Origin of the sequence: Streptomyces sp. NPDC006435 (assembly GCF_040612315.1) — a bacterium.
Lineage (GTDB): Bacteria > Actinomycetota > Actinomycetes > Streptomycetales > Streptomycetaceae > Streptomyces.
Genome location: NZ_JBEXPY010000065.1, coordinates 1 through 26092 on the forward strand (window position 1 = coordinate 1; position 26092 = coordinate 26092).

Here is a 26092-nt window from a genome sequence, read left to right on the forward strand (position 1 = left end):
TGTCAGCCCCCATGTCGGCGGCGTGGTCTGCGTCATGCGTCCTCCCCGTGTCCAGGCACATCATGCACCTGGGCACACCGGTGCGATCAGGGGGGCGAAGCTCTCACTCCCCGCAGTCGAGCAGCAACCCCGGCAGGAGGTCCGGACACACCAAGAATGGTGCCCCGCCACCAGCGACTTCCGTCACGGGGACGAGGCACCTTTCGCCGGTGCTTCACCGAGGTCGAACGCCGCATCCGGCCCGCCACCCACCCGCTGATCGAACACGGCGGCCGCCTGCCCCTGCTGCCCTGGCTCCTCCACACCTCCCAGGAGCTCTACGCCGCCTGCCTCGACGAGGGCCGCCTCCCGCACCCCGACCTGCCCCGGCCCGGACGACCACACCAAGCCCGAACCAGTCACTGCAAACGACGCGGACACAGCCCGTAGAACTGACCACCCATCAGCACAAACACCGTTGCAGTACTAGGGCGCGGCCGCAGTCGAAGACGAGAAGCCGGGCGTGCATCCACCAGCCGATCGAGCTTGCCACGCTCCTCCGCCCCGGCAGCAGCACAAAGCCGACTGTGTTCCCTGGCTTGGAGACAGTCCCGGCATTCAGGCCCGCCCGGCGAACCAGCAGAATGCTCAACGTCCCGGCTCTGTCGGGTCCGGCAGGAGGAATCGAACGATGGGGGATTTCGGTGTGGCAGGGAGTCACGGCGGCAGAAGTTCCGGCCCATGACAGGCTCGACTGGTTCGTGGAGACAGTGAGCTGTTTCCAACCTGTCGGCGGTGTCCGTCAGTTGGGCGGCTCCGCATCGCGATGAAGCTCCTGGTAGGAGGTGTCACGACCAAGATCCACCGTGCCCCACCAGGAGCTTCGTGTGCTTGTCCACCCGTCGTCGATTGATCTGTCCAGCCGCACCCTGCGCTACCTGAGCGCCCGACGGCGGGAGGTCGGGACGCGCTGGCGGCGTCTGCCCGCAGGGCCGACAGGCCCTGCTCGCCCTGGCTCACCTGCGGTGCGGCAACACCTATGCCCAGCTCGCCGCCGGGTTCCGCATCGGGATCGCGACCGTCCGCGTCCCGTTCCGAGGCCGTCGCCTCAAGCGGTGGCAGCGTCGGCACAACAGCACACACGCCAAGATCCGCTGCCTCGGCGAGCAGTCCATGGCCACTCCGAAGGGCCGGCGCCTTCTGCGGAAGCTTCACTGCAGCACCAACCGCATCACCGCGTTCGTCCAAGCCGTTCCCATCCTTCACCACGCGTCAGCGTGAGGTTGGAAAAGGCTCACTGATTGCCCGTCAGGACGGCACCGCAGAGACTCGTAAGGCGATTCCCCCACCTCCGCGGCGAGGTGGGGGCACTCGAAGGTGGGGCGTTCAAAAGCCTTCGAGGTCAGACGGGCGGCATCAGATCGCTCTCGCTGATGGTGTACGTCAACGCGGGGTAGACGAAGTCCGTCTCATTGTTCTCACGGCGTCGCAGTCGATAGAACTCGCGCCTCTGCTCATCGTCGGCCGACACGAGACGCGCACCCTGCGGGAGGTACACATGCCCGTCGCGAAACCGGACGAGGGTCTTCGATGTTCGGAAGGTTACGCCCAGCCATTGGTTCTCCGTCGCCCGGGCAGCCGCGTCCAACACAATTTTGTGCTTGAATCTCCGGTTCGAGTCGACGGAAAACGCAACGATGCTGTGATGAGCAAGGGGAATCTCGAACTTCTCGCCTTCGAACTCCTTTGATTCGAAGATCAGCTTCCTCGGTGGGCCGGCTTCGGGGCGCTGATAGCAGGAGAAGACGGCGATGAACGATTCGTCGGCCAGATCGAGGGCCTGGTCGGAATGGCCGCCCATGGTCGCGTAAGCGTTCGTGTAGCTCTCGATGAGAGCGTTGTTGAGGCCGACCGGAAGCGCCGCGCGTTCCTGGATCTGCCGCGCCAACCGTTCGTGCACCACCCGGAAACGCTGCGCGGGGCTGCCGTATCGAGTGGTGGTACGGACGAGAGGCACACCGCCTTCCTCGTCGACCTCGGTGAGCACGGCGCCTCGCCGCCCTTTTCCCACGTCCTCCAGACGGGCCGATGCGGACAGCTCCGCGAAGAGGTCCTCCTCGGTCGGCAGAGCGCAGGAGAAAATCTCGTCCGGGGTCCTAGATCCGAGGGGCAATGTAGTCTCCCGTGTTCATGCTGAAGAGAAATTTTTCGCCGTAATCGATGAAGGACGGGGTCCGGTTCTCCTCGGCGTACAGCCTGCGCAGATCATCCATTCCGGCCTGTGTGGGCTCTTCCATTTCCACCAGGCCCCCGGCCCTTTTGAGGAACGTCCGGCCGTTCCTGTGAACGGCTTCGGTGCTCGAACAGCGCACCACGTATCCCAGACGGGTCGGGAGCAGCTCGGCGTCCAGCGTCGACGGCCGGATCTCGTGCGTGTACAGGCGATTGGTGGACAGCGGCATGAAGAACACGGAGCCGGGATAGAGGGTCAGGGTGAACTTCGGCGGGAGCGCGACCCCGCCGTGCTCCTCGACCGACTTCTTGAGGAGAAACCGGAGTTGAGTCAGCCCGCTGGCCTTCTTCACACCGTGGTCGAAGGCGTCTTCGGCCATGGGCTGCAGATTTTCGAGCCGGTCATAGAAAGTGCAGAAGGCCATGATGCCGTTGACGGGCATGTCCTTGGTCTTGTCGGCATGGGCGGAGATCTTGGCCTTGGACTGCTTGCGCCCGGCCGTGGCAAGGGTGTTGTGGTAGGTCTGGGCAAGGACATGATTCAGCGGTGCGTGGTTCCGGAAGACGGTGGCGGCCTCGCGGTTCAGGGCATCGACGATGCTCGTGTCGGTCGGGCGGAAGCCCTCGGTCGGCCCCGAGAGATTCGTGGAGCACCGGAGCAGACGGAAATGCAGTTCGTCGCCGTCGCGCGTGACGGGCGTCAGATAGATTCCGCTGCGATGAGCCGTCCCGGGCTTGGTGGACTCCGTCAGGGACTGGAACGCGTGCTCGGCACGGATCCGGCCGAAGTGATCGGCATCGAGTCCGAAGAACCGGCGGTAGTACACGCCGACGCCGTGTACGCGGATGGGAACCCGGCCGGCGTCGACGGGGGTCCAGGGGCTGTCGGCCTCCTCGTGGTGGCCGTGCGACGGCTCCCGTACGACGAACACCCGGGCGGCGTCGCGCAATTGGCGGTCGCTGATCCCTGATGTGTCACCGCACAGGTAGACGGTCTTCTGCGCGAGGTCGGGCGAACCGGAGGCAAGTTCCTCCGGCGTGATCGTGGTCCCGAAGAAGTTCCCGACCAGTTCGTCGTCCTGCGACGACGAAGGCGCGACCAGGACGTTTCCCGAATCCTCGACGCAGGCTTCCGCCAGTTCTGTTGCGTACATCAAACAGCACCCGCCGTTCGCAGATCTCCATGAATCGTCCAAAACCTTGGACATGACAATGGTCCGCACTCTTTCGTTCGTGCTGCGAAACGCGAACGAAAGGAGACGGACCGTTGAGTTCCTCGATGCTCTCACGGGGCTCCACGACGGGCAACGAGGTTCTGCCGTACGGGCAAGTGCGCTGAGCTGCTGTCCGATCGGCGACGACACGTGGCGCCGCACCCGCACTTGCCGGGGAGCCGCCTCAGTCGTCGCCCGTCCCGGTTCCGTCCTGCGAGCGCTCGTCGAGGGGCGGGCCCTCGTGCGTGTCACAGATCCGCCGGCTGCCCGGTCCATGGAGTGACGGCGTCGGCCCGAGGGCAGGTTCCCCCTTCCCGGCCCCGGCATCATCACGACTCGCAGCACGTGCCACCCGCTCCATCAGGAATCCCGACGCACCTGCCAGAAAGGAACCCCGGGCATGCTCGACGACCAGCCGCTCGTCCTCGATCCCACCGGTGCCGACCACCACGCCGAGGACCGGACCCTGCGCGCCCGCGGAGCGGCCACGCCCGTGGACATCCTCGGGGTGACCGCATGGTCCGTATCCGATCCCGGCCTCCTGAAGCACCTCCTGACCCGTGCGTGCGTCTCCAAGGACGCCCGGGCGCACTGGCCCGCCTTCGCCGAGACCACCCCCACCTGGCCACTCGCTCTCTGGGTGACGGTCGACAACATGTTCACCGCCCACGGCAGCGACCACCGCCGTCTGCGCCGTCTGATCGCCCCGGCCTTCTCGGCCCGTCGTGTCGCCGCCCTGGCGCCCGTCGTCGAGGACCTCGTCACCGGCATCCTCGACGGCCTGGACGCCCTCCCGGCCGGTGAAGTCGTCGACCTGCGCGAGCACTTGGCCCATCCGCTGCCGATCGCGGTCATCGGCCGGATGCTGGGCCTTTCCTCCACCCGGCTGAACGGGCTCCGTACCGTGGTGGACCGGGTGTTCGACACGACCCTCTCCGCCGACGAAGCCACCGCGAACACGACCACCCTCTACCGGCTCCTCGACGAGTTGATCGCCATGAAGCAGTCCTCTCCCGGCGACGACATGACCTCCCTCCTGATCGCCACCCGTGACGAGGAGGGCGACGGCGGCGCCCTCAGCCACGCCGAACTGCGCGGCACCCTCGTGCTGATGATCAGCGCGGGGTACGAGACGACCCTCAACGTCATCGACCAGGCCATCACCTCCCTGCTGACCGACCCGGAGCAGCCGGCCCACGTCCGCGCCGGCCGGTGCGACTGGAACGACGTCGTCGAGGAGACACTGCGTCACGAGCCGGCCATCAAGCACCTGCCGCTGCGTTACGCGCTCGAGGACATACCCCTGCCCGACGGGCGGACGATCCGGGCCGGGGAGGCGATCCTCGCCTCCTACTCGGCCGCCAACCGTCACCCGGACTGGCACGGCCACGACGCCGACCTCTTCGACGCCACCCGGGCCGTCAAGGACCACCTGGCCTTCGGACACGGCGTCCACTACTGCCTCGGCGCCCCTCTCGCCCGTCTCGAGGTCGCCACCGCCCTGCGCCATCTGTTCACGCGCTTCCCCGACGTCCGACTCGCGGTACCCGCCGGGGAGCTGCGGCCGCTGCCGACCCTGATCAGCAACGGACACGTGGCTCTGCCCGTTCGGCTGCGGCCGGTCGCCCGGTGACAGCTCCACCGACAGCAGGAACGACCGCGGACGCGGACGCCCCGGCTGCGCCGTTCGCTCCCGTACCGCCCCGGGAAGATCCGCACCCCCTCGGCGGTTAGTGGAAATGTGAACAACTTTGGGGTGGCTGCGGCACGTGCGGTCGATGTCGTCGTGATCGGCGCCGGACAGGCGGGACTATCCGGCGCCCACCATCTGCGGCGCACCGGCCTGGAACCCGATCGCGACTTCGTCGTGCTCGACCACGCCCCGCACCCCGGCGGCGCCTGGCAGTTCCGCTGGCCCTCGCTGACCTACGGCAAGGTCCACGGCATGCACTCCCTGCCGGGCATGGAACTCGTCGGGGCCGACGACGACCGGCCCTCCTCCGAGGTCATCGGTGAGTACTTCGAACGGTACGAGCACGCCTACGACCTGCGGGTCCACCGCCCCGTCGAGGTGAGCGCGGTGCGCGAGGGCGAGGACGGGCGGCTGCTCGTCGAGACGTCCGAGGGCACGTACGCCACCCGCGCCCTCATCAACGCCACCGGCACCTGGGACCGGCCGTTCTGGCCGCGCTACCCGGGCCAGGAAAGCTTCCGGGGACGGCAGTTGCACACCGCGAACTACCCGGGCCCGGCCGAGTTCGCCGGACAGCGCGTGGTGGTGGTCGGCGGGGGCGCCTCCGGTACCCAGCACCTGATGGAGATCGCCGATGTGGCGGCCGAGACGTACTGGGTGACACGTCGGCCGCCGGTCTTCCGGGAAGGCCCGTTCGACGCGGACCGGGGCCGGGCCGCGGTGGCGATGGTGGAGGAGCGGGTCCGGCGTGGCCTGCCGCCGCAGAGCGTGGTGAGCGTGACCGGACTGCCGCTCACCGACGCCGTCCGGCGCGCCCGCGAACAGGGAGTACTCGACCGGCTGCCGATGTTCGACCGCATCACGCCCGACGGGGTGGCCTGGGACGACGGCCGGACGGTCGAGGCGGACGTCATCCTCTGGGCGACCGGTTTCCGGGCCGCCATCGACCATCTCGCACCGCTGAAGCTGCGCGAGCCGGGCGGCGGCATCCGGGTCGAGGGCACACGGGCGGTGCGGGACGCCCGCATCCACCTCGTCGGTTACGGGCCGTCCGCCAGCACGATCGGCGCCAACCGGGCGGGGCGGGCCGCGGTGCACGAGATCACCCGGCTGCTGGAGGGGCGGGACGCCACGGCGCGGACCGACGAGGAATTCGCGCCTGTCACATCGTGAGGGGGAACGGCACGAGCCCCGCCCCGGGCGGCATGGGCTTCGAACGGCACGGACTCCCGACGCCATGCCCCCGAAAACAGAACACACGAACAAGGGATCGGGTGTTCGCTGGAACGCGTGATCGTTTCGCCATTCGTTGCCCGAGGCACCTGCGGCGCATGATGATTACAGGGCGCAAGCGACGGGCTGCAGACCGCGACTGTGCTGTCCCACATATGCATACGCACAAGGAGAAACAGCGAATGAACGTCATCACCAACCTGCTCGCCGGCATCGTCCACTTCGTGGGTTGGCTCGTCTGACCATCGCTCCGCCCGGCGCCGTCGCTCCCCGTCCCACGGGAGCGGCGGCGTCGCCGCGTTTGCCGGACGGATCGCGACCGGGACCGCCGGAACCGGGCGCAGGTGCAGACGGACAGGGCGGGCCGGGCAGGCGGGGGCGGGGCGGGCCCGTCCCCGGTCAGCCCGTGGCGGGGACGGCGGGGACGGCGGGGGCGAGCCGGGCGTCCCGGCGGACCAGGGCGGCATAGCGGCCCTCCTGCGCCAGAAGCTCCTCATGGGTGCCGCGCTCGGCGATCCGGCCGCCGTCCAGGACGACGATCTGGTCCGCGTCGCGGACGGTGGAGAGCCGGTGCGCGATGGTGATGGTGGTGCGTCCCTCGGAGAGCGCGTCGATCGCCTCCTGCACGGCGAACTCCGTGCGGGTGTCCAGGGCGCTCGTCGCCTCGTCGAGCACCAGCACGGGCGGGTCCCGCAGGATCGTACGCGCGATGGCGAGGCGCTGCTTCTCGCCTCCCGAGAAGCGATGACCGCGCTCGCCGACGAGGGTGTCGTAGCCGTCGGGGAGCGACGCGATGTGGTCGTGGATCTGTGCCGCGCGGGCCGCCGCCTCGATCTCCTCGTCGGTGGCGTCCGGCTTGGCGAAGCGCAGGTTGTCGGCGACCGAGGCGTGGAAGAGGTACGTCTCCTGGGAGACCACGCCCACGGCCCTCGCCAGGGTGTCGAAGTCCAGATCGCGCACGTCGACGCCGTCGAGCGTGACCCTGCCGCCGGTGACGTCGTAGAGCCTGGGCACCAGGTGGCCGAGGGTGGACTTGCCCGCTCCGGTCGGTCCGACGACCGCCAGGCTGCTGCCGGCCGGGACGGTGAGGTCGATGCCGCCGAGCGTCGGCCCGCTCTTGTCGTCGTAGCCGAAGTCGACGTCCTCGAAGCGGATCTCGCCGCGGATCTCCGTCGGCCGGACGGGCTCCTCGGGCTCGGTGATGTCGACGTCGAGGTCCAGGTACTCGAAGATGCGCTGGAAGAGTGCGAGGGACGTCTGCATCTGCACCCCGGTGGAGAGCAGGCTCACGGCGGGCCGGAAGAGACCCTGCTGGAGCGAGACGAAGGCGACGAGCGTGCCGATGGAGACCGCCGGCCCGCCGGACTGCAGGGCGATCCCCGCCGCCCAGTAGATGACGGCGGGCATGGCGGCCATGACGATGCCGATCGTCGACATCCGCCACCGCCCGGCCATGTTGGAGCGCACCTCGAGGTCGACGAGCTTCTCGGACTCCTCGGCGAAGTTCTTGACGAGGGAGTCCGAGCGGCCCATCGTCCGGCCGAGCAGGATGCCGCTGACGGAGAGCGACTCGGTGACCGTGGCCGCCATGGCGGCCATCTGCTTCTGGCGCCGGGTGGTGATCCTCTTGCGCTCCCGGCCGACCCGGCGGCTGATCCACACGAAGACCGGCAGCAGGAGCAGCGAGACCAGGGTGAGCCGCCAGTCGAGCGCCAGCATGGCGACGACCGTGGCGACGACGGCGGTGAGGTTGGAGACCAGTGACGTCGCGGTGGAGGTGACGGTCGCCTGCATGCCGCCGATGTCGTTGGCGATGCGGGACTGCACCTCACCGGTGCGGGTCCGGGTGAAGAAGGCGAGCGACATCCGCTGCAACTGGGCGTAGACCGCGGTGCGCAGGTCGTGCATGACCCGCTGGCCGACCGTGGTCGAGATCAGGGTCTGCAGGACTCCGAAGACGCTGTTCATCACGGCGGTGAGGATCATGCCGAGGGCGAGCAGCGACAGCAGTCCCGTACGCCCTTGGGGAATGGCCGTGTCCAGGATCTCGCGCAGCAGGAACGGCGAGGCGACCGACACCAGCGACGACGCGCCGACGAGCAGTCCGACCAGCGCGAGCCGGCCTCGGTAGGGGCGGAAGAGGCGCAGGATGCGTCGCACCTCGGCGGGCGGGCGCTCCTCGTCCCGCGGCGGGGGCGTCCAGTTGATTTCGTCGGGTTTCATGAGCTCCTTCGTCGGGCGTACGAGAGCCGTCGGCCGTGCGGCGGCGGCTCGACCCCGAGGGATCGATCGGTCGGAACTTTTGGGAGCATAGCTCATTGTTACCTATACTCACAATGCACAAGGTCCTGATATTGTTCCCCCATGGACTCCTCCGACGCCGACGGCGTCCTCGCCGAGCAGCTGTTGCGGGTCACCCGCAGGCTCCAGCGGATCCAGAGCCGCCAGCTGGAGCCGATCGGCATCACCCCCGCGCAGTTCCGCCTGCTCCGCACCGTCGCGCATTACGACGGTCCGCCCCGGATGGCGGATCTGGCCCAGCGCCTGGACGTGGTCCCGCGTGCCGTGACGAGTCTGGTCGACGGCCTGGAGGCGAGCGGCCGGGTGCGCCGTGCCCCCGATCCGGACAACCGCCGGGTGGTCCGGATCGAGATGACCGAGGAGGGCCGCGCCACCCTCCGGTCGCTGCGCGACGCGCGCCGGGCCGCCGCGGAGGAGATCCTGGCTCCATTGACCGCAGATCAGCGCGAGGTGCTCGGCGGACTGCTGACCGCCCTGGTCAACGGGATGCCGGAGCGCCGCTGTTAGACCCGCGGTCGCGCTCCGCCCGCCGGGCGCGGGCGTGTCCGCCGCCGTACCGACCGAACCGCCGAGGAGAACCCGCCATGCCACTGCTGGAGCCGAAGCCGGAAGCACTCCGCCCCGAGGTGCCGCGTACGCCCTCCGTGGACAGGGTTCCCGCCCGCCAGGCTCCGGGCACCCCCGATGCGCTGCGCGACGAGCTGGTCGCCCTGCTCGGGCCGGAGAAGGTGCTGTGGAAGGTCTCCGACCTGGTGAAGTACGCCTCCGACGCCAGTCCCTACCGGTTCGTCCCCCAGGTCGTCGTGGTCCCGGAGGACATCGACGACATCTCCGCGATCCTGTCGTACGCGCACGGAAGGGGCCGCGAAGTCGTCTTCCGGGCCGCCGGCACCAGTCTGAACGGACAGGCCCAGGGCGAGGACATCCTCGTCGACGTGCGCCACCACTGGGCGGGCATCGAGGTCCTGGACGACGGCGCGCGGGCCCGTATCCGCCCGGGGACGACGGTCCTGCGGGCCAACGCCACCCTCGCCCGGTACGGCCGGCTGCTGGGTCCCGACCCGGCCAGCGCCATCGCCTGCACGATCGGCGGAGTCGTCGCCAACAACGCCTCCGGGATGACCGCGGGCACGACCCGCAATTCCTACCGCACCGTCTCCTCCCTCACCTTCGTGCTGCCGAGCGGCACCGTCGTCGACACCGGCGACCCGATGGCGGACGAGGAACTGGCCCACGCCGAACCGCGGCTGTGCGAGGCGCTGATGGCGCTGAAGGCGGAGATCGAGGCGGACGCCGGGCTCACCGCCCGGATCCGGGCCAAGTACGAGATCAAGAACACCAACGGCTACCGGCTCGACGCCTTCCTGGACGGCGCCACGCCCGTGCAGATCCTGCGCGGTCTGATGGTCGGTTCCGAGGGCACCTTCGGCTTCATCTCCGAGGTCGTCTTCGACACCCTGCCGCTCGACCGGCACGTCTCGACGGCCCTGTTGTTCTTCCCGTCCCTGACCTCCGCGGCGGCGGCCGTGCCGCGTTTCAACGAGGCGGGGGCGATCGCCGTCGAGCTGATGGACGGCAACACGCTGCGCGCGTCGGTGAGCGTCCGGGGCGTGCCCGCGGACTGGGCCGGGCTGCCCAAGGAGACCGCGGCGCTGCTGGTGGAGTTCCGGGCCCCGGACGAGGCGGGCCAGGAGGCGTACGAGCGGGCAGCGGCGGCCGTCGTCGAGGAGCTCGACCTGGTCGCCCCGGTGGCGTCGGTGACCAACGGCTTCACCCGTGACGCCGGAACCATCGCGGGCTACTGGAAGGCCCGCAAGGCGTTCGTCACCGCGGTCGGCGGCTCCCGGCCCTCGGGCACGACGCTGATCACGGAGGACTTCGCGGTGCCGCCCTCCAGGCTGGCCGACGCCTGCGAGGCCCTGCTCGCGCTCCAGGAGGAACACGGCTTCGACGCCGCCGTGGCGGGCCACGCGGCGCACGGCAATCTGCATTTCCTGCTCGCCTTCGACGCGGCGAAGCCGTCCGACGTCGACCGCTACGCCGCGTTCATGGACGATTTCTGCCGGCTGACGGTGGAGCGCTTCGACGGCTCGCTGAAGGCCGAGCACGCCACCGGCCGCAACATCGCCCCCTTCCTGGAGCTGGAGTGGGGGCCGAAGGCGACCGAGCTGATGTGGCGCACCAAGCAGGTCATCGACCCCGACGGGGTGCTGGCCCCCCGCATCGTCCTCGACCGCGACCCGAGGGCCCATCTGCGCGGGCTGAAGACCATTCCCGAGGTCGAACCGGTCGCCGACCCCTGCATCGAGTGCGGTTTCTGCGAACCCACCTGCCCCAGCCACGACCTGACGACCTCTCCGCGCCAACGGATCGTGCTGCGCCGGGAGATGATGCGGCAGCCGGACGGCTCCCCCGTGCAGACCCAGCTGCTCGACTCCTACGGGTACGACGCCGTCGACACCTGCGCGGGCGATTCGACCTGCAAGCTCGCCTGCCCGGTCGGCATCGACACCGGCGCCATGATGAAGGACTTCCGCCACCGGCGGCACTCGCCCCGCGAGGAGCGGATCGCGGCGCTCACCGCGAAGAACTTCAAGGCGGTGGAGGCCGCGGCCCGGCTCGCGGTCGCCGCGGCCGGCCGGATCGGCGACCGCATCGGCGACGGGCCGCTGGAGACCATCACCGGGCTCGCCCGCAGGGCCGTGCGCCCCGATCTGGTGCCCGAGTGGCTGCCCGAGATCCCCGGCGCCGCCGCCCGGCAGCTGCCCCGTACCTCCCGCGCCGGAGCGAGCGCCGTCTACTACCCGGCGTGCGTGAACCGCATCTTCGGCGGACCCGATGGGCATCGCGGTCCGTCGCTGCCGGAGGCGGTCGTCGCGGTCTCCGCCCGTGCCGGAAAGCCGGTGTGGATCCCGGACGACGTCGCGGGGACCTGCTGCGCGACGATCTGGCACTCCAAGGGGTACGACGACGGCAACACCGTGATGGCCAACCGCATCGTGGAGGCCGCCTGGGGCTGGACGGCGGGCGGAAAGCTGCCGCTGGTCGTGGACGCCTCCTCGTGCACGCTGGGCATCGCCCACGAGGTGGTGCCGTACCTCACCGAGGACAACCTCGAACTGCACCGGGAGCTGACCGTCGTCGACTCCCTCGTCTGGGCGGCCGACGAACTGCTCCCGGAGCTGACCGTGCTGCGGAAGACCGGTTCGGCGGTGCTGCACCCGACGTGCTCCATGGAGCACCTGGGCGATGTGGAGCAGTTGCGCGCGGTCGCCGAGGCGTGCGCGGAGGAGGTCGTGATCCCCGACGACGCCGGATGCTGCGCCTTCGCGGGCGACCGCGGCATGCTGCACAAGGAGTTGACGCAGTCCGCCACGGCGAAGGAGGCCGCCGAGGTGAAGTCGCGGGAGTACGACGCCCATCTCTCGGCCAACCGGATGTGCGAGATCGGGATGGACCGGGCCACGGGCCGTTCGTACCACTCGGTCCTGATGGAGCTGGAACGGGCGACGCGGCCGGGGCCGGTCGAGCGGTGACGCCCTCGTTCCCCGGTCGGCGGTAGACGGCGACCGCTCGGACCGATCCGCCGGACGGGCCCGTATCTTCGGGCCCGTCCGGCTTTTCCGTACATGCACGCGCGACGGGTTCGTGTACGTGGCAGTGCATGCGCGCACGAAAGTTCGCACGTGCACGAAAAGTCCTTCCCGCGCGCACAAAAGTCCATGGTTTCAAAGCAGGAGTCCAATCGCTCCCCTTGCGCACCAGCAGTGCCGACCACCAAGGTCCTTAACCAGGTTCATTCAGAAGCCGCGCACGTCAGACCCCCTTCTTCCGGAGGATCGATGAACGACGCAGCACAGCAGGACGACGGCACTCAGGACGGCGACGAGGGCTCGATGAGCCGTCGCTCGGTCCTGCGCACGACCGCCGGCGTGGCCGGTGCCGGGCTCGGGCTCGGTGCCCTCTCCGGTGGCACCGCATCCGCCGCCACCCCTGCCCTGAGTCCCGAGGACACCGCCGCGGAACAGGCGTCCGTCCCCAAGCGCCAGGGGCGCACCATGGCGGGGGTGCCGTTCGACCGGCGCTCCACCGTCCGGGTCGGCATCGTCGGCCTCGGCAACCGCGGCGGCAGCATGATCGACCTCTTCCTCGCCGTCAGCGGTGTGCAGGTCGTCGCCGTCTGCGACCCGGTCAAGGACAAGGCGCAGCGGGCCGCCGCGAAGGTGACCGCGGCGGGCCAGCCTGCGCCCGCCGTCTACACCAACGGCGAGGACGACTACGAGAACCTCTGCAGGCGCGGGGACATCGACTTCGTCTATGTGGCGACGCCCTGGGACTTCCACTTCCAGATGGCGAAGACCGCCATGCTGAACGGCAAGCACGTCGGCGTGGAATGTCCGATCGCGCTCCAGCTCGATCAGCTCTGGGAGCTGGTCGACCTCTCCGAGCGCACCAGACGCCACTGCATGCAGTTGGAGAACTGCTGCTACGGGCGGAACGAGATGCGGGTGCTGCGCATGGCGCACGCCGGGCTCTTCGGCGACCTCCTGCACGGCGCGGGCGCGTACAACCACGACCTGCGCGGCCTGATGTTCGACCCGGACTACTACGAGGGGCCCTGGCGCAGGCTGTGGCACACCCGGTTGCGCGGCGACCTCTACCCCAACCACGGTTTCGGGCCGGTCGCCAACTACATGGACATCAACCGCGGTGACCGCGCGGTGAGCATCACCAGCGTCGGCTCCCCGGCGCTCGGGCTCGCCGAGTACCGCGAGAAGCACATGCCGGCCGGTGACCCGAGCTGGAAGGAGACCTACATCGAGTCCGACCGGACGATCAGCCTCGTCCAGACCGCCAAGGGACGGGTCATCCGGCTGGAGCACGACGTGTCCACCCCGCACCCCTACTCCCGGATCAACAGCCTCGGCGGGACGAAGGGCGTCTTCGAGGACTATCCCGCGCGCATCTACATCGAGCCCGACCACACGAACGACAGCTGGGGCGACTTCTCCAAGTACCAGGACTGGGACCACTGGCTGTGGAAGGAGCACGCCAACCCGCCCGGCGGTCACGGCGGCATGGACTACATGCTGGTGTTCCGGCTGATGCAGTGCATGCGGCTCGGCCTCGTCCCCGACTTCGACGTGTACGACGCGGCAACGTGGACGGCGCCCGTGCCGCTCAGCCATCTGTCGATCAAGGCGAAGGGCGCGCCGCAACAGATCCCCGACTTCACCCGCGGCGAGTGGAGGAAGGCCCGTTCCGGAATGGACTCGGAGGATCCGGAAAAGGCCTGACGCCCCAGGTCGGGGCCGTGGGTCCGGTGCTGCTCGGCCGAGCCGTTCCGGACATCGCGGCCCCGTCCGGATCGTCCAGAAAATCAATTGCTCCGACTGACGTCCCGGGGCGAACCTGGGACGGTTCGCGGCATTCGCTGCACGAACCGGCACATCGAACCATGGGACGTCATGCAGATTCGCGATCTTCCGTACTCGGATCCCGGCGACCCCGATATCCGGTCGGGCCCGCGCTTTCTGCTCTGGCTCGGCCGCAACCAGCTCCGCGGACAGCTCAAGTCGATGGCCTGGGGCCTGCTGCACCAGTGTTCGCTGGCCGGTCTCCCCCTCGCCGCGGGTCTCGCCGTGCAGGCCGTAGTGGACCGCTCCGGCAGCCGGCTCGCCTGGGCGGGCGGACTGATCGTGGTCCTGGGCGTGCTGATCGCCCTGGGCGACACCATGCTCCACCGCACCGCCGTCACCAACTGGATCACCGCCGCGGCACGCGTGCAGCAGCTGCTGGCGCGCAAGACCGCCGAGCTCGGCTCCGCGCTGACCCGCCGGGTCGCCGCGGGCGAGGTCGTCGCCGTGTCCACCGGCGACGTCGAGAAGATCGGCTGGTTCGTCGAGGCGCTGTCCCGCTTCGCCTCGGCCGCCGCCGCCCTCGTGCTGATCTGCACGGGACTCCTGCTCTACCTGCCGTCGCTGGGCCTCCTGGTGACCCTCTCCGTGCCCCTGCTGGCCCTGGCGGTGCTGCCGCTGCTCCCCCGGGCCACCCGCCGCGCCGACCTCCAGCGGGAGAAGGCGGGCCGGGCGACCGAGCTGGCCTCGGACACCGTCGCCGGGCTGCGGGTGCTGCGCGGGATCGGTGGCGAGGAGCTGTTCCTCGGCCGCTACCGGCGCGCCTCGCAGGAGGTCCGCGAGGCCGCGGTGCGCAGTGCGCGGATGTGGTCGCTGATCTCGGCGATCCAGGTGCTGCTGCCCGGCGTGCTGCTCATCTCACTGGTCGTGTACGGGGCGGCGCTGGCCCGGGACGGCCGGATCGAGGTCGGTCAGCTGGTCACGGTGTACAGCGCGGCGGCGCTGCTGCTGTTCCCGCTGCGCCACTTCGAGGAGATCGCGATGGCGTACTCCTTCTCCCGGCCCTCCGCCAGGCGCGCGGTGCGTGTCCTGTCGCTGGGCCGCACGGACCGGCCCGCGAGCCTCGACGCCGCACCGGCCGGCGATCTGTACGACCCGGTCACCGGACTGATGGCCCCGGCGGGCCTGTTCACCGCGGTGGTCTGCGGCGACCCGGACGAGGCGGGGCGGCTGGCCGAGCGCCTGGGCGGGCACGCGCAGACGGACCCGGAGCCCGGCCCGGCCACGGACGGGGACAAGAACGGGGACGGGAACGGGGACGGGGACGGGAACGGGAACGGGGACGGGAACGGGGACGGGAACGGGGACGGGGACGGGAACGGGAACGGGGACGGGAACGGGAACGGGAACGGGGACGGGAACGGGGACGGGAACGGGAACGGGACGAAACCGGAAACGGTCCCGTCCGTCCTGCTCGGTGGCGTACCGCTGGACGAACTCCCGCTGGAGACCGCCCGGACCGCCGTGCTCGTCCAGGACAAGGACCCGGTGCTGCTCTCCGGCACACTGGGCGAGCTGCTCGACGTGCCGTCGTCCGGCCTGGTGGCCGCCGAGGACGCGCTGGCCGCAGCCCGGTGCGGTGATGTGCTGGACGCGCTGGCGCAGGCGTCCGCCGACTCGGGCGGCGATCCGATGACCACGCGCATCACCGAGCGCGGCCGTTCGCTCTCGGGCGGCCAGCGCCAGCGCCTGGCCCTGGCCCGCTCGTTGGTGGCCGACCCGGAGGTGCTGGTTCTCGACGAGCCGACCTCCGCCGTCGACTCGCACACGGAGTCCCGGGTGGCCACCGGGATCAAGGAGCTGCGCCGGGGCCGCACCACCGTGGTGCTCGCCTCGTCGCCGCTGCTGCTCGACCTGGCCGACCGGGTGGTGCTGGCGCATCGGGGCACCGTCGTCGCGGTCGGTTCGCACCGTGAGCTGCTGCGCACGGAGCCCCGTTACCGGGCGGTCGTGACGCGCGAGACGGACGACGAGATCGCCGCCCCGGATGCCGGGGACGCGTTCAGGACGATCGAGGAAATCGAGGAACGGGCATGATCGGCGTCGCGGAACCGGCGTACGACCCGGCCGCGCCGGAATCGGCGACGACCCTGCCGGTGGGTACTCCCACCACCGTGCGGAGCTATGTGCGGGAGCTGTTGCGGCGCCATCGCGGGCCGTTCGCCGTGCTGGTCTCGTTCAACGCCGTCGCGGTGATCGCCTCGATCGTCGGCCCGTACCTGCTGGGCGGGCTGGTCGAGGATCTCTCCGACGGGGTCCGGGACCTGCATCTGGAGCGCACGGCCGGGGTGTTCGCGCTCGCGCTGGTGGTGCAGACCGTGTTCACCCGGATGATGCGGCTGCGCAGCGCGATGCTCGGCGAGGAGATGCTGGCCGATCTGCGCGAGGACTTCCTCGTGCGGTCGGTGGGGCTGCCGCCGGGGGTGCTGGAGCGGGCCGGGACGGGTGATCTGCTCTCCAGGATCACCACGGACGTCGACCGGCTGGCCAACGCGATGCGCGAGGCCGTGCCACAGCTGGCGATCGGTGTGGTGTGGGTGGGACTGCTGCTGGGCGCGCTCACCGTGACGGCACCGTCGCTGGCCCTCTCGGTGCTGCTCGCGCTGCCGGTCCTGATCGTCGGCTGCCGCTGGTACTTCCGGCGGGCCCCGTCCGCGTACCGCTCGGAGGCCGCCGGTTACGCGGCGGTCGCGGCGACGCTCGCGGAGACCGTGGACGCCGGGCGGACCGTGGAGGCGCACCGGCTGGGCGCGCGCCGGGTGGAGCTGTCGGACCGGCGGATCAAGGAGTGGACGGCGTGGGAGCGGTACACCCTCTTCCTGCGTTCCGTGCTCTTCCCGGTCATCAACGCCACCTATGTGACGATCCTGGGCGCGGTGCTGATGCTCGGCGGCTGGTTCGTCATCGAGGGCTGGCTGACCGTGGGGCAGTTGACGACGGGTGCGCTGCTGGCGCAGATGATGGTCGATCCGATCGGCCTGATCCTGCGCTGGTACGACGAGTTGCAGGTCGCCCAGGTGTCGCTGGCCCGGCTGGTCGGCGTACGGGACATCGAGCCGGACGCGGGCGACGCGGAGGTGGTCCCGGACGGCCGGGAGGTACGGGCCGACGGGGTGCGCTTCGGTTACCGCGCCGGGCTGGACGTCCTGCACAGGGTGTCGTTGGACGTGGCGCCGGGCACCCGGCTGGCGCTGGTCGGCCCGTCGGGGGCCGGCAAGTCCACGCTGGGCCGGTTGCTGGCCGGGATCTACGCGCCGCGCGCGGGTGAGGTGACGCTCGGCGGTGCGGAGTTGTCCCGGATGGGGGCGGAGCAGGTGCGTGCGCATGTGGCGCTGGTCAACCAGGAGCACCATGTGTTCGTCGGTTCGCTGCGGGACAACCTCCTGCTGGCCCGTTCGGGCGCCGGGGACGCGGAGCTGTGGGCGGCGCTCTCGGCGGTCGACGCGGACGGCTGGGCGAGGGCGCTGGAGGAGGGGCTGGACACCGAGGTCGGTTCCGGTGGTCTGGCGCTGACCCCGGCCCAGGCCCAGCAGATCGCCCTGGCCCGGCTGGTCCTGGCCGATCCGCACACGCTGGTGCTGGACGAGGCGACGTCGCTGCTGGATCCGCGGGCCGCCCGGCACCTGGAGCGGTCGCTGGCCCGGGTGCTGGAGGGACGCACGGTCGTGGCGATCGCCCACCGGCTGCACACCGCGCACGACGCGGACATGATCGCGGTGGTGGAGAGCGGCCGGATCAGTGAACTGGGCAACCACGACGAACTGGTGGCGGCGGACGGCGCGTACGCGGCGCTGTGGCGGTCCTGGCACGGCTGACCGGGGCGGGCGCCCTGCCCGCACCGAACGCTCGTTAGGGTCAGGTACATGACGGATACGTACGCGGAACCGGGCGCCCCCGACACGCGCGGCCCCCTGCGGTACCTGTGGTGGCTGGTCACCAGTCAGCGCCGCAGGGTGGCCGCGGGGGCTCTGCTGGGCAGTGCCTGGATGGTCTGTCTGACGCTGCCGCCCTATCTGCTGTCCCGCGCGATCGACGACGGGCTGCGGCCGGGGCGGTGGCCGGCGCTGATCGGCTGGGTCGCGGCGCTGCTGGGGGTGGGGGTGTTCAACGCCTGGCTGGCGATCATGCGCCACCGCACGATGACCCGGGTGCGGATGGACGCCGCGTTCCGCTCCGTCGCGGTCGTGGTGCGGCAGGCGACCCGGCTCGGCGCGGTGCTGCCGCGGCGGGTCACGGCCGGGGAGGTCGTCACGATCGGGTTCGGCGACGTCGGTGTGATCGCGGGGACGCTGACCATCACCGGTCCGGGGGTCGGCGCCGTCCTCGCGTACGCGGTGGTGGCCGTGCTGCTGCTGACCGTCTCGCCGCTGCTGGCCGTCGTGGTCCTGCTCGGGGTGCCGCTCCTCGCGGTGCTGGTCGGCCCGCTGTTGTGGCGCCTCCAGGGAGCCGAGACGGTCTACCGGGCAGGCCAGGGCGCCCTGGCCGCACGGTTCGAGGACATGGCGGGCGGACTGCGCGTCCTGAACGGCATCGGCGGCAAGGAGGTGTACGCGGCCCGCTACCGCGACGCCTCGCGGGCCCTGCGGGACGAGGGCTACCGCGTCGGGACGGTGACCAGCTGGATCCAGGCGCTCGGGGTGGGCCTGCCGACGCTGTTCCTCGGTGCGGTGACCTGGCTGGCGGCCCGGATGGCGGTCCAGGGGGACATCACCGTCGGCGAACTGGTCGCGGTCTACGGGTACGCGGCCGTGCTGGTCGTGCCGGTGGAGTTCTTCATCGAGGGCGGGTACGGGCTGAGCCGGGGGCTCGTCGCCTCGCGCCGGGTCGTCCGGTTCCTGACCCTGGAGCCGGACGTCACGGGCGGGGAGACGGTCCCGGACGGGCCGGGGGCGCCCGCCGCGCTGCACGACCCGGAGTCCGGTGTCGAGGTGGCGCCGGGGCTGCTGACCGCGCTGGCCGGGGCCCGGTCGTCGGAGTCCGCGGCGGTGGTGGACCGGCTGGGCCGGTTCACCGAGTCGGCCGCCACCTGGGGCGGGATCCGTCTGGAGGACATCGACCTGACCAGGATCCGCCGCCGGATCCTGGTCGCGGACAACGAGGCCGCGCTGTTCGCCGGGCCGCTGCGCGAGGTGGTCTCCGGGGCCCGGGAACGGGACGGGGACGTGATCGGCCGGGCCGTCGAAGCGGCCGCCGCCGGGGACGTCGTGCGCGGGGCCCCGGGCGGGCTCGACGCGTGGATCGAGGCGGGCGGCCGCAACCTCTCCGGCGGCCAGCGCCAGCGCGTCCGGCTGGTCCGGGCCCTGCTGGCCGATCCGGAGGTCCTGCTCGCGGTCGAGCCGACATCGGCGCTCGACGCCCATACGGAGGCCGCGGTGGCAGCCGGGCTGCGGGACGCGCGCCGCGGCCGCACCACGCTCGTCACCAGCACGTCGCCGCTGCTCCTGGACCGGGCGGACACCGTCCACTACCTGGTCGACGGGGCCGTGGCCGCGACCGGCAGCCACCGCGAACTCCTGGACACCCAGCCCGGCTACCGCGCGCTGGTGGCCCGGGGCGGCACGGGCGACGAACCCGGCGGCCCCAGGCCCGTCCCGCCGTCCCGGGAGGCCGTGCGATGACCGCCACCGCCCGTACACCGGAGCCCGGCACGTCCGACGGCAGCGCGCTGCCGGTCGCGGGCCCGGCGCGGATCCGCCGGGCCGCGCTGCGGCTCGTCCGGCTGGACGCGCGCGCCTTCACCGGCATGCTCGTCCTCAACGCGCTCGCCGCCGCGGCCGGTCTCGTCGGTCCGTGGCTGCTCGGCCGGATCGTCGACGAGGTCGCGTCCGGCGGCACGGTGGCCGCGGTGGACCGCCTCGCGCTCCTCATCCTGGTCCTCGCCGTCGTCCAGCTGCTGCTGGCGCGGTACGCCGGATACGTCGGGCATCGCTTCGGCGAACGGACCCTGGCACGCATCCGGGAGGAGTTCGCCGAGCGGGCCCTCGCACTGCCCGCCCCGGTCGTCGAGCGGGCCGGAACCGGGGATCTGATGGCGCGGGGCACCGCGGACGTGGCCTCGGTCGGCGTCACGCTGCGGGACGCCGGTCCGGATCTCCTCATCGCCGCCGTCCAGGCGCTGTTCATCCTCGGCGCGGTGTTCGCGATCGATCCGCTGCTGGGCCTGTGCGGGGTGCTGGGGCTGCTCGGCATCCGGTTCGCCGCACGCTGGTACCTGCGCCGGGCCCTGGGGGCGTACCTCGACGAGGGCTCCGCGAGCTCGGCGCTCGCGGAGCAGCTCGCGACGACCGCCGCCGGGGCCCGCACCGTCGAGGCGCTGGGGCTCCAGGAGCGCCGGATCGCCGCCTGCGAACGGGCGATCGGACGGGCCGGGACCACCCGGAACAGAACGCTCTTCCTGCGGAGCGTGCTTTTCCCCGCGGTCGACGTCTCCTATGTCGTCCCGGTGGCCGCCGTCCTGCTGATCGGCGGTGTGCTGCACGACCGGGGCGCGACGAGCCTGGGGGCGGTCGTCGCCTCCGCCCTGTATCTGCGGCAGCTCTCCCAGCCGCTGGACAGAATCCTGCAGCGCATGGAGCAGCTGCAGAGCAGCGGTGCGGCCTTCGCCCGGGTGGAGGGCCTGGGTCCTGCGGTCCCGGCGCCGCGGACCGGTTCCGCCGTGCCCGACGGCGATCTGATCGAGGTGTCGGGGGTGCGGTACGCGTACGAGGGCGGGGAAGACGTGCTGCACGGGGTCGACCTGACGGTCCGTCCCGGTGAACGGCTGGTGATCGTCGGCCCTTCGGGGGCGGGGAAGACCACCCTCGGCCGGCTGCTGGCGGGCGTCGACGCGCCGAGTTCCGGCTCGGTGACCGTGGGCGGGGTTCCGGTCGCGGGGCTGGGCTCCGGCCGGCTGGGACGGCACGTCGTCCTCGTCACCCAGGAGCACCACGTCTTCCACGGCACGGTCCGGGACAATCTGCGGATCGCCTCGGACGTGGCCGGTGACGACGAACTGCGGGCGGCCCTGGCGGCCGTCGGCGCGTCCTGGGCGGACGAGCTGCCCGACGGCCTGGACACGGATCTGGGCCCCGAGGGGCACCGGCCCGACGGCGCCGCGGCACAGCAGCTCGCCCTGGCCCGTGTGGTCCTCGCCGATCCGCACACCCTGATCCTCGACGAGGCCACCGCCCTCCTGGACCCGGCGACCGCCCGGCGCACCGAACGTGCCCTGGCCGCCGTTCTGGAGGGCCGGACGGTGGTGGCCGTGGCGCACCGGCTGCAGACGGCCCACGACGCGGACCGGGTGGCCGTGATGGAGGACGGCCGGATCACCGAACTCGGCACCCATGACGCACTCGTGGCGGCGGACGGGGCGTACGCGGCGCTGTGGCGGTCGTGGCACGGGGGACGGTCGTGAGCGGCGGTGAGTGTTCACCGACGACCGGCAGACGGGTGGGTGAGCGTTCACCCGCGACCGGCCCGAGTGCGGGTGAATGTTCACTCACCAATAGGCCCAAGGGATAAGTGCTGCCCCGCCCACGATGCACAGGCGGGTGGGTGAGTGCTTACCCGCACCGGCGCGACGAAGGTGAGCGCTCACTCACCCCGCCGCCCCCGGCGAGCAAGTACTCACCCACCCGCGTCGCCGTGCAGCACCCGCTGCGTCAGATGATGTTCAGCGCCGCCGCCCCGCCCACTCCCCCGAGCACCATGAAGGCCGGCATCAGCACCTTCAGCTCCACCCAGCTGCCGGCCCGGAACCGCATGGCCTTCGGCGGGCCGACCGGGTACCAGCGCTTGCGGCCGATCGGGATGGGCCACAGGATCGGGCAGCCCGATACGGTCAGCGCGTCACCGATGTCGTGGACGAGGGCGCCGAGCACGATCGGCAGCCCGAGCCACAGGTACTCCTGGCCGGGGGCGGTGAACAGCCAGTCCGAGCCGTTGCCCGGCTCGTCCAGGACGCCCGCCAGTATCCAGGCACTGGTCGCGCCGAGCAGCCAGACCAGGACGTCGCTGGACATCCGGGCGGCCCGCCACAGCAGTCCTTCGACGGCCAGCACCAGGTGGACGAAGAGGATCCCCAGGACCGCCCACCGGCCGCCGGTGACCGCCGCGGCGGAGGCCCCGGCGCCGATCAGGACGGCCCAGACCCAGGTGTGCGTCAGAGTCCGGTGGCCGCCGTTGCGCTGCGAGTCGCCGCGCATCCTGGTCGCCTTGTAGACGGCGTGCGAGAGCTTGTCGACGATCTCGCAGAGCCCGCGCGAGACCGGTCCGAAGGCGCGCGAGATGGTCGCGGACTTGTGGTCGAGGTCCGGGGCGAGCGCGGCTCCGGCGGTGATGAGCGCGCCCACGACGAGGACGGGCCACGGCATCGCGTGCCCCGTGGCGGCGGCCGCGGCGCCCACCCCCAGCCAGGCCGCCGCCCCTGACAGCGAGTGTGCCGGTCCCATCATGGTGCTTCCCGCCCCCAAAATCGTCCTGCCGCCGTTTGCCGTTGTGGCACGGCCGAGTTGAGTGGGCAGCGTATCGCCCATGATCTTCATACGGTCGTCCGGTTCCCTCATCCGGGCGGAAGGCAGGCAAGATGGGGGCGTGACCCTTATCGATCAGCTGCCCCCGACCGACGACCCCGACGCCCTCTTCGAGGCTTTCTCGTCATGGACCGAGAGCCGGGGCATCTCCCTCTATCCGGCCCAGGAGGAGGCGCTGATCGAGGTGGTCTCCGGTGCGAACGTGATCCTGTCCACCCCGACCGGCTCCGGGAAGAGTCTGGTGGCGGCGGGCGCGCACTTCACCGCGCTGGCCCAGGACAAGGTCACCTTCTACACCGCGCCGATCAAGGCGCTGGTCTCGGAGAAGTTCTTCGACCTGTGCAAGCTGTTCGGCACGGAGAACGTCGGCATGCTCACCGGTGACGCCTCGGTCAACGCCGACGCCCCGGTGATCTGCTGCACGGCCGAGGTGCTGGCCTCCATCGCGCTGCGCGACGGCAAGTACGCCGACATCGGCCAGGTCGTGATGGACGAGTTCCACTTCTATGCCGAGCAGGACCGCGGCTGGGCCTGGCAGATCCCGCTGCTGGAGCTTCCGCAGGCCCAGTTCGTCCTGATGTCGGCCACGCTCGGCGACGTCCGGATGTTCGAGGAGGACCTGACCCGGCGCACCGGCCGCCCCACCTCCGTGATCCGCTCGGCGACCCGGCCGGTGCCGCTCAGCTACGAGTACCGGCTGACCCCGATCACCGAGACCCTCACCGAGCTCCTGGACACCCGGCAGGCGCCGGTCTACATCGTGCACTTCACCCAGGCCGCGGCCGTCGAGCGGGCGCAGTCGCTGATGAGCATCAACATGTGCACCAAGGAGGAGAAGGAGAAGATCGCCGATCTGATCGGCAACTTCCGCTTCACCACCAAGTTCGGCAAGAACCTCTCCCGCTACGTGCGGCACGGCATCGGGGTGCACCACGCGGGCATGCTGCCGAAGTACCGGCGCTTGGTGGAGAAGCTCGCCCAGGCGGGCCTGCTGAAGGTGATCTGCGGTACGGACACGCTCGGCGTCGGCGTCAACGTCCCCATCCGCACGGTGCTGTTCACGGCGCTCACCAAGTACGACGGGACCCGGGTGCGGACGCTGCGGGCCCGGGAGTTCCACCAGATCGCGGGCCGGGCGGGCCGGGCCGGTTTCGACACGGCGGGCTTCGTGGTGGCCCAGGCGCCCGAGCACGTCATCGAGAACGAGAAGGCCGTCAAGAAGGCCGGCGACGACCCGAAGAAGAAGCGCAAGGTGGTCCGCAAGAAGGCCCCCGAGGGCTTCGTCGCCTGGTCGGAGACCACCTTCGACAAGCTGATCCAGTCCGATCCGGAGCCGCTGACCTCCCGTTTCCGGGTCACGCACACCATGCTGCTGTCCGTGATCGCGCGCCCCGGCAACGCCTTCGAGGCGATGCGGCGGCTGCTGGAGGACAACCACGAGCCGCGCCGGGCGCAGTTGCGGCACATCCGCCGGGCCATCGCGATCTACCGCTCGCTGCTGGACGGCGGCGTGGTGGAGCAGCTCGACGAGCCGGACGCGGAGGGCCGCATCGTCCGGCTCACCGTCGACCTCCAGCAGGACTTCGCGCTCAACCAGCCGCTGTCCACCTTCGCGCTGGCCGCGTTCGACCTGCTGGACCCGGACTCCCCCTCGTACGCGCTGGACATGGTCTCCGTCGTCGAGTCGACGCTGGACGATCCGCGGCAGATCCTCGCGGCGCAGCAGAACAAGGCGCGCGGCGAGGCGGTCGGGCAGATGAAGGCGGACGGGGTCGAGTACGAGGAGCGGATGGAGCTGCTCCAGGAGGTCACGTACCCGAAGCCGCTGAGCGAGCTGCTGTGGCACGCGTACGACGTGTACCGCAGGAGCCACCCTTGGGTGGGCGACCACCCGGTGTCGCCGAAGTCCGTGATCCGTGACATGTACGAACGCGCCATGACGTTCACGGAGTTCACCTCGCACTACGAGCTGGCCCGTACCGAGGGCATCGTGCTGCGCTATCTGGCGAGCGCGTACAAGGCTCTGGAGCACACCATTCCGGACGACCTCAAGTCCGAGGACCTGGAGGACCTGATCGCCTGGCTCGGCGAGCTGGTCCGTCAGGTGGACTCCAGTCTCCTGGACGAGTGGGAGCAGTTGGCCAACCCGGAGATCGAGACGGCCGAGCAGGCGCAGGAGAAGGCCGACGAGGTGAAGCCGGTGACGGCGAACGCCCGCGCCTTCCGGGTGCTGGTGCGCAACGCGATGTTCCGCCGGGTGGAGCTGGCCGCGCTGGACCGGGTCGGCGAGCTCGGCGAGCTGGACGGCGACGCGGGCTGGGACGAGGACGCCTGGGGCGAGGCGATGGACGCCTACTGGGACGAGTACGACGAGCTGGGCACCGGCCCGGACGCCCGCGGTCCGAAGCTGCTGAAGATCGAGGAGGACGCGGCGCACGGGGTGTGGCGGGTCCGGCAGGCCTTCGCCGACCCGAACGGCGACCACGACTGGGGCATCAGCGCCGAGATCGACCTGGCCGCTTCCGACGAGGAGGGCCGGGCCGTCGTCAAGGTCACCTCCGTGGGCCAGCTGTGAGGGCGTCCGCCGTGGAGACACCGCAGCGAGAGTGGAGACGAACCGCATGACGAACCCCGCCGAGCGCCTGGTCGACCTGCTGGACCTGGAGCGGATCGAGGTCAACATCTTCCGGGGGCGCAGCCCCGAGGAGTCCCTGCAACGGGTCTTCGGCGGACAGGTCGCCGGGCAGGCGCTGGTGGCGGCCGGCCGGACCACCGGGGGCGACCGCCCGGTCCATTCGCTGCACGCGTACTTCCTGCGTCCGGGGCGGCCGGGGGTGCCGATCGTCTACGAGGTGGAGCGCGTCCGGGACGGCCGGTCGTTCACCACGCGCCGGGTCACGGCCGTCCAGGAGGGCCGGACGATCTTCAATCTGACGGCGTCCTTCCACCGGCCGGAGGAGGCGGGGTTCGAGCACCAGCTGCCGCCCGCCCGTGAGGTCCCGGATCCGGAGGGGCTGCCGACCGTCGCCGACGAGGTGCGCGAGCACCTGGGCGTACTGCCGGAGGCGCTGGAGCGGATGGCCCGGCGGCAGCCTTTCGACATCAGGTACGTCGACCGGCTGCGCTGGACGAAGGAGGAGGTCAAGGGCTCCGATCCGCGCAGCGCGGTGTGGATGCGGGCGGTCGGCCCGCTGGGCGACGATCCGCTGGTGCACACCTGTGCGCTGACGTACGCGAGTGACATGACGCTGCTGGACGCGGTCCGCATCCCGGTGGAGCCGCTGTGGGGGCCGCGCGGTTTCGACATGGCGTCCCTGGACCACGCGATGTGGTTCCACCGGCCGTTCCGGGCCGACGAGTGGTTCCTGTACGACCAGGAGTCGCCGGTCGCGACCGGTGGCCGGGGGCTGGCCCGTGGCCGGATCTACGACCGCGCGGGCAATCTGCTGGTGTCCGTGGTGCAGGAGGGGTTGTTCCGGGCCCTGGGCTCGTAGCCGTACCCCTTCGCAG

The 26092-nt window shown here is 70.9% G+C and carries 15 protein-coding genes and 1 pseudogene; 12 read left to right on the top strand and 4 right to left on the bottom strand.

From position 1 onward, the window contains the following. The first annotated feature begins 866 nt into the window (after nt 1-866). Nucleotides 867-1260, top strand: a pseudogene (locus ABZZ04_RS36005) (transposase family protein). Nucleotides 1261-1381: 121 nt separating this feature from the next. On the opposite strand, the gene ABZZ04_RS36010 reads toward ABZZ04_RS36005, so the two are convergent. After that, on the bottom strand, nt 1382-2152 hold the full coding sequence (locus tag ABZZ04_RS36010; protein ID WP_356936454.1) for a hypothetical protein: 771 nt from the start codon (nt 2150-2152) through the stop codon (nt 1382-1384). Next, nucleotides 2136-3365: a hypothetical protein gene (locus ABZZ04_RS36015; RefSeq protein WP_356936455.1), complete on the bottom strand. Its 1230-nt coding sequence runs from the start codon at nt 3363-3365 to the stop codon at nt 2136-2138. The genes ABZZ04_RS36010 and ABZZ04_RS36015 overlap by 17 nt, the downstream gene beginning before the upstream one ends. Before the next feature lie 460 nt (nt 3366-3825). Here ABZZ04_RS36015 and ABZZ04_RS36020 point away from each other — a divergent pair, with 460 nt between their 5' ends. Continuing rightward, nucleotides 3826-5058, top strand: coding sequence for a cytochrome P450 (locus ABZZ04_RS36020; RefSeq protein WP_356936456.1), 1233 nt, complete (start codon nt 3826-3828; stop codon nt 5056-5058). Between the two features lie 123 nt (nt 5059-5181). Further along, entirely contained in the window at nt 5182-6291 is a 1110-nt protein-coding gene (locus tag ABZZ04_RS36025) for an NAD(P)-binding domain-containing protein (RefSeq protein ID WP_356936457.1), read from the top strand. A gap of 459 nt (nt 6292-6750) precedes the next feature. Here ABZZ04_RS36025 and ABZZ04_RS36030 read toward each other — a convergent pair whose 3' ends face one another. Beyond that, nucleotides 6751-8574 (bottom strand): ABC transporter ATP-binding protein, encoded by a 1824-nt coding sequence (locus ABZZ04_RS36030; protein ID WP_356936458.1) that lies wholly within the window; start codon nt 8572-8574, stop codon nt 6751-6753. 141 nt (nt 8575-8715) lie between these two features. Here ABZZ04_RS36030 and ABZZ04_RS36035 point away from each other — a divergent pair, with 141 nt between their 5' ends. The 7 genes from ABZZ04_RS36035 to ABZZ04_RS36065 all read left to right on the top strand — a co-directional run bounded on the left by ABZZ04_RS36035 (nt 8716) and on the right by ABZZ04_RS36065 (nt 21465). Next, a complete protein-coding gene (locus ABZZ04_RS36035) occupies nt 8716-9159 on the top strand; it encodes a MarR family transcriptional regulator (protein WP_356936459.1) in 444 nt (147 codons plus the stop codon). 77 nt (nt 9160-9236) lie between these two features. Further along, nucleotides 9237-12188: an FAD-binding and (Fe-S)-binding domain-containing protein gene (locus ABZZ04_RS36040; RefSeq protein ID WP_356936460.1), complete on the top strand. Its 2952-nt coding sequence runs from the start codon at nt 9237-9239 to the stop codon at nt 12186-12188. Between the two features lie 306 nt (nt 12189-12494). Continuing rightward, nucleotides 12495-13949: a Gfo/Idh/MocA family oxidoreductase gene (locus ABZZ04_RS36045; RefSeq protein WP_356936461.1), complete on the top strand. Its 1455-nt coding sequence runs from the start codon at nt 12495-12497 to the stop codon at nt 13947-13949. 171 nt (nt 13950-14120) lie between these two features. Further along, nucleotides 14121-16106 (top strand): ABC transporter ATP-binding protein, encoded by a 1986-nt coding sequence (locus ABZZ04_RS36050; RefSeq protein WP_356936462.1) that lies wholly within the window; start codon nt 14121-14123, stop codon nt 16104-16106. Next, the gene (locus tag ABZZ04_RS36055) at nt 16103-17884 is read left to right on the top strand and encodes an ABC transporter ATP-binding protein (RefSeq protein WP_356936463.1); all 1782 of its coding nucleotides are present in this window, start codon (nt 16103-16105) and stop codon (nt 17882-17884) included. Before ABZZ04_RS36050 ends, ABZZ04_RS36055 begins: the two co-directional genes overlap by 4 nt. A gap of 48 nt (nt 17885-17932) precedes the next feature. Next, complete coding sequence (locus ABZZ04_RS36060) at nt 17933-19687, top strand: ABC transporter ATP-binding protein (RefSeq protein ID WP_356936464.1); 1755 nt, start codon at nt 17933-17935, stop codon at nt 19685-19687. Beyond that, nucleotides 19684-21465: an ABC transporter ATP-binding protein gene (locus ABZZ04_RS36065; RefSeq protein ID WP_356936465.1), complete on the top strand. Its 1782-nt coding sequence runs from the start codon at nt 19684-19686 to the stop codon at nt 21463-21465. Before ABZZ04_RS36060 ends, ABZZ04_RS36065 begins: the two co-directional genes overlap by 4 nt. 247 nt (nt 21466-21712) lie before the next feature. Here ABZZ04_RS36065 and ABZZ04_RS36070 read toward each other — a convergent pair whose 3' ends face one another. Next, entirely contained in the window at nt 21713-22504 is a 792-nt protein-coding gene (locus ABZZ04_RS36070; RefSeq protein WP_148837881.1) for a metal-dependent hydrolase, read from the bottom strand. A gap of 79 nt (nt 22505-22583) precedes the next feature. On the opposite strand from ABZZ04_RS36070, the gene ABZZ04_RS36075 reads away from it, so the two are divergent. Together ABZZ04_RS36075 and ABZZ04_RS36080 are read left to right on the top strand one after the other, a co-directional pair. Continuing rightward, nucleotides 22584-25157, top strand: a complete 2574-nt coding sequence (locus tag ABZZ04_RS36075; protein ID WP_356936466.1) for a DUF3516 domain-containing protein — start codon at nt 22584-22586, stop codon at nt 25155-25157. A 46-nt stretch (nt 25158-25203) separates the two neighbouring features. Continuing rightward, entirely contained in the window at nt 25204-26076 is an 873-nt protein-coding gene (locus ABZZ04_RS36080; RefSeq protein WP_356936467.1) for an acyl-CoA thioesterase II, read from the top strand. Nucleotides 26077-26092 lie beyond the last annotated feature (16 nt).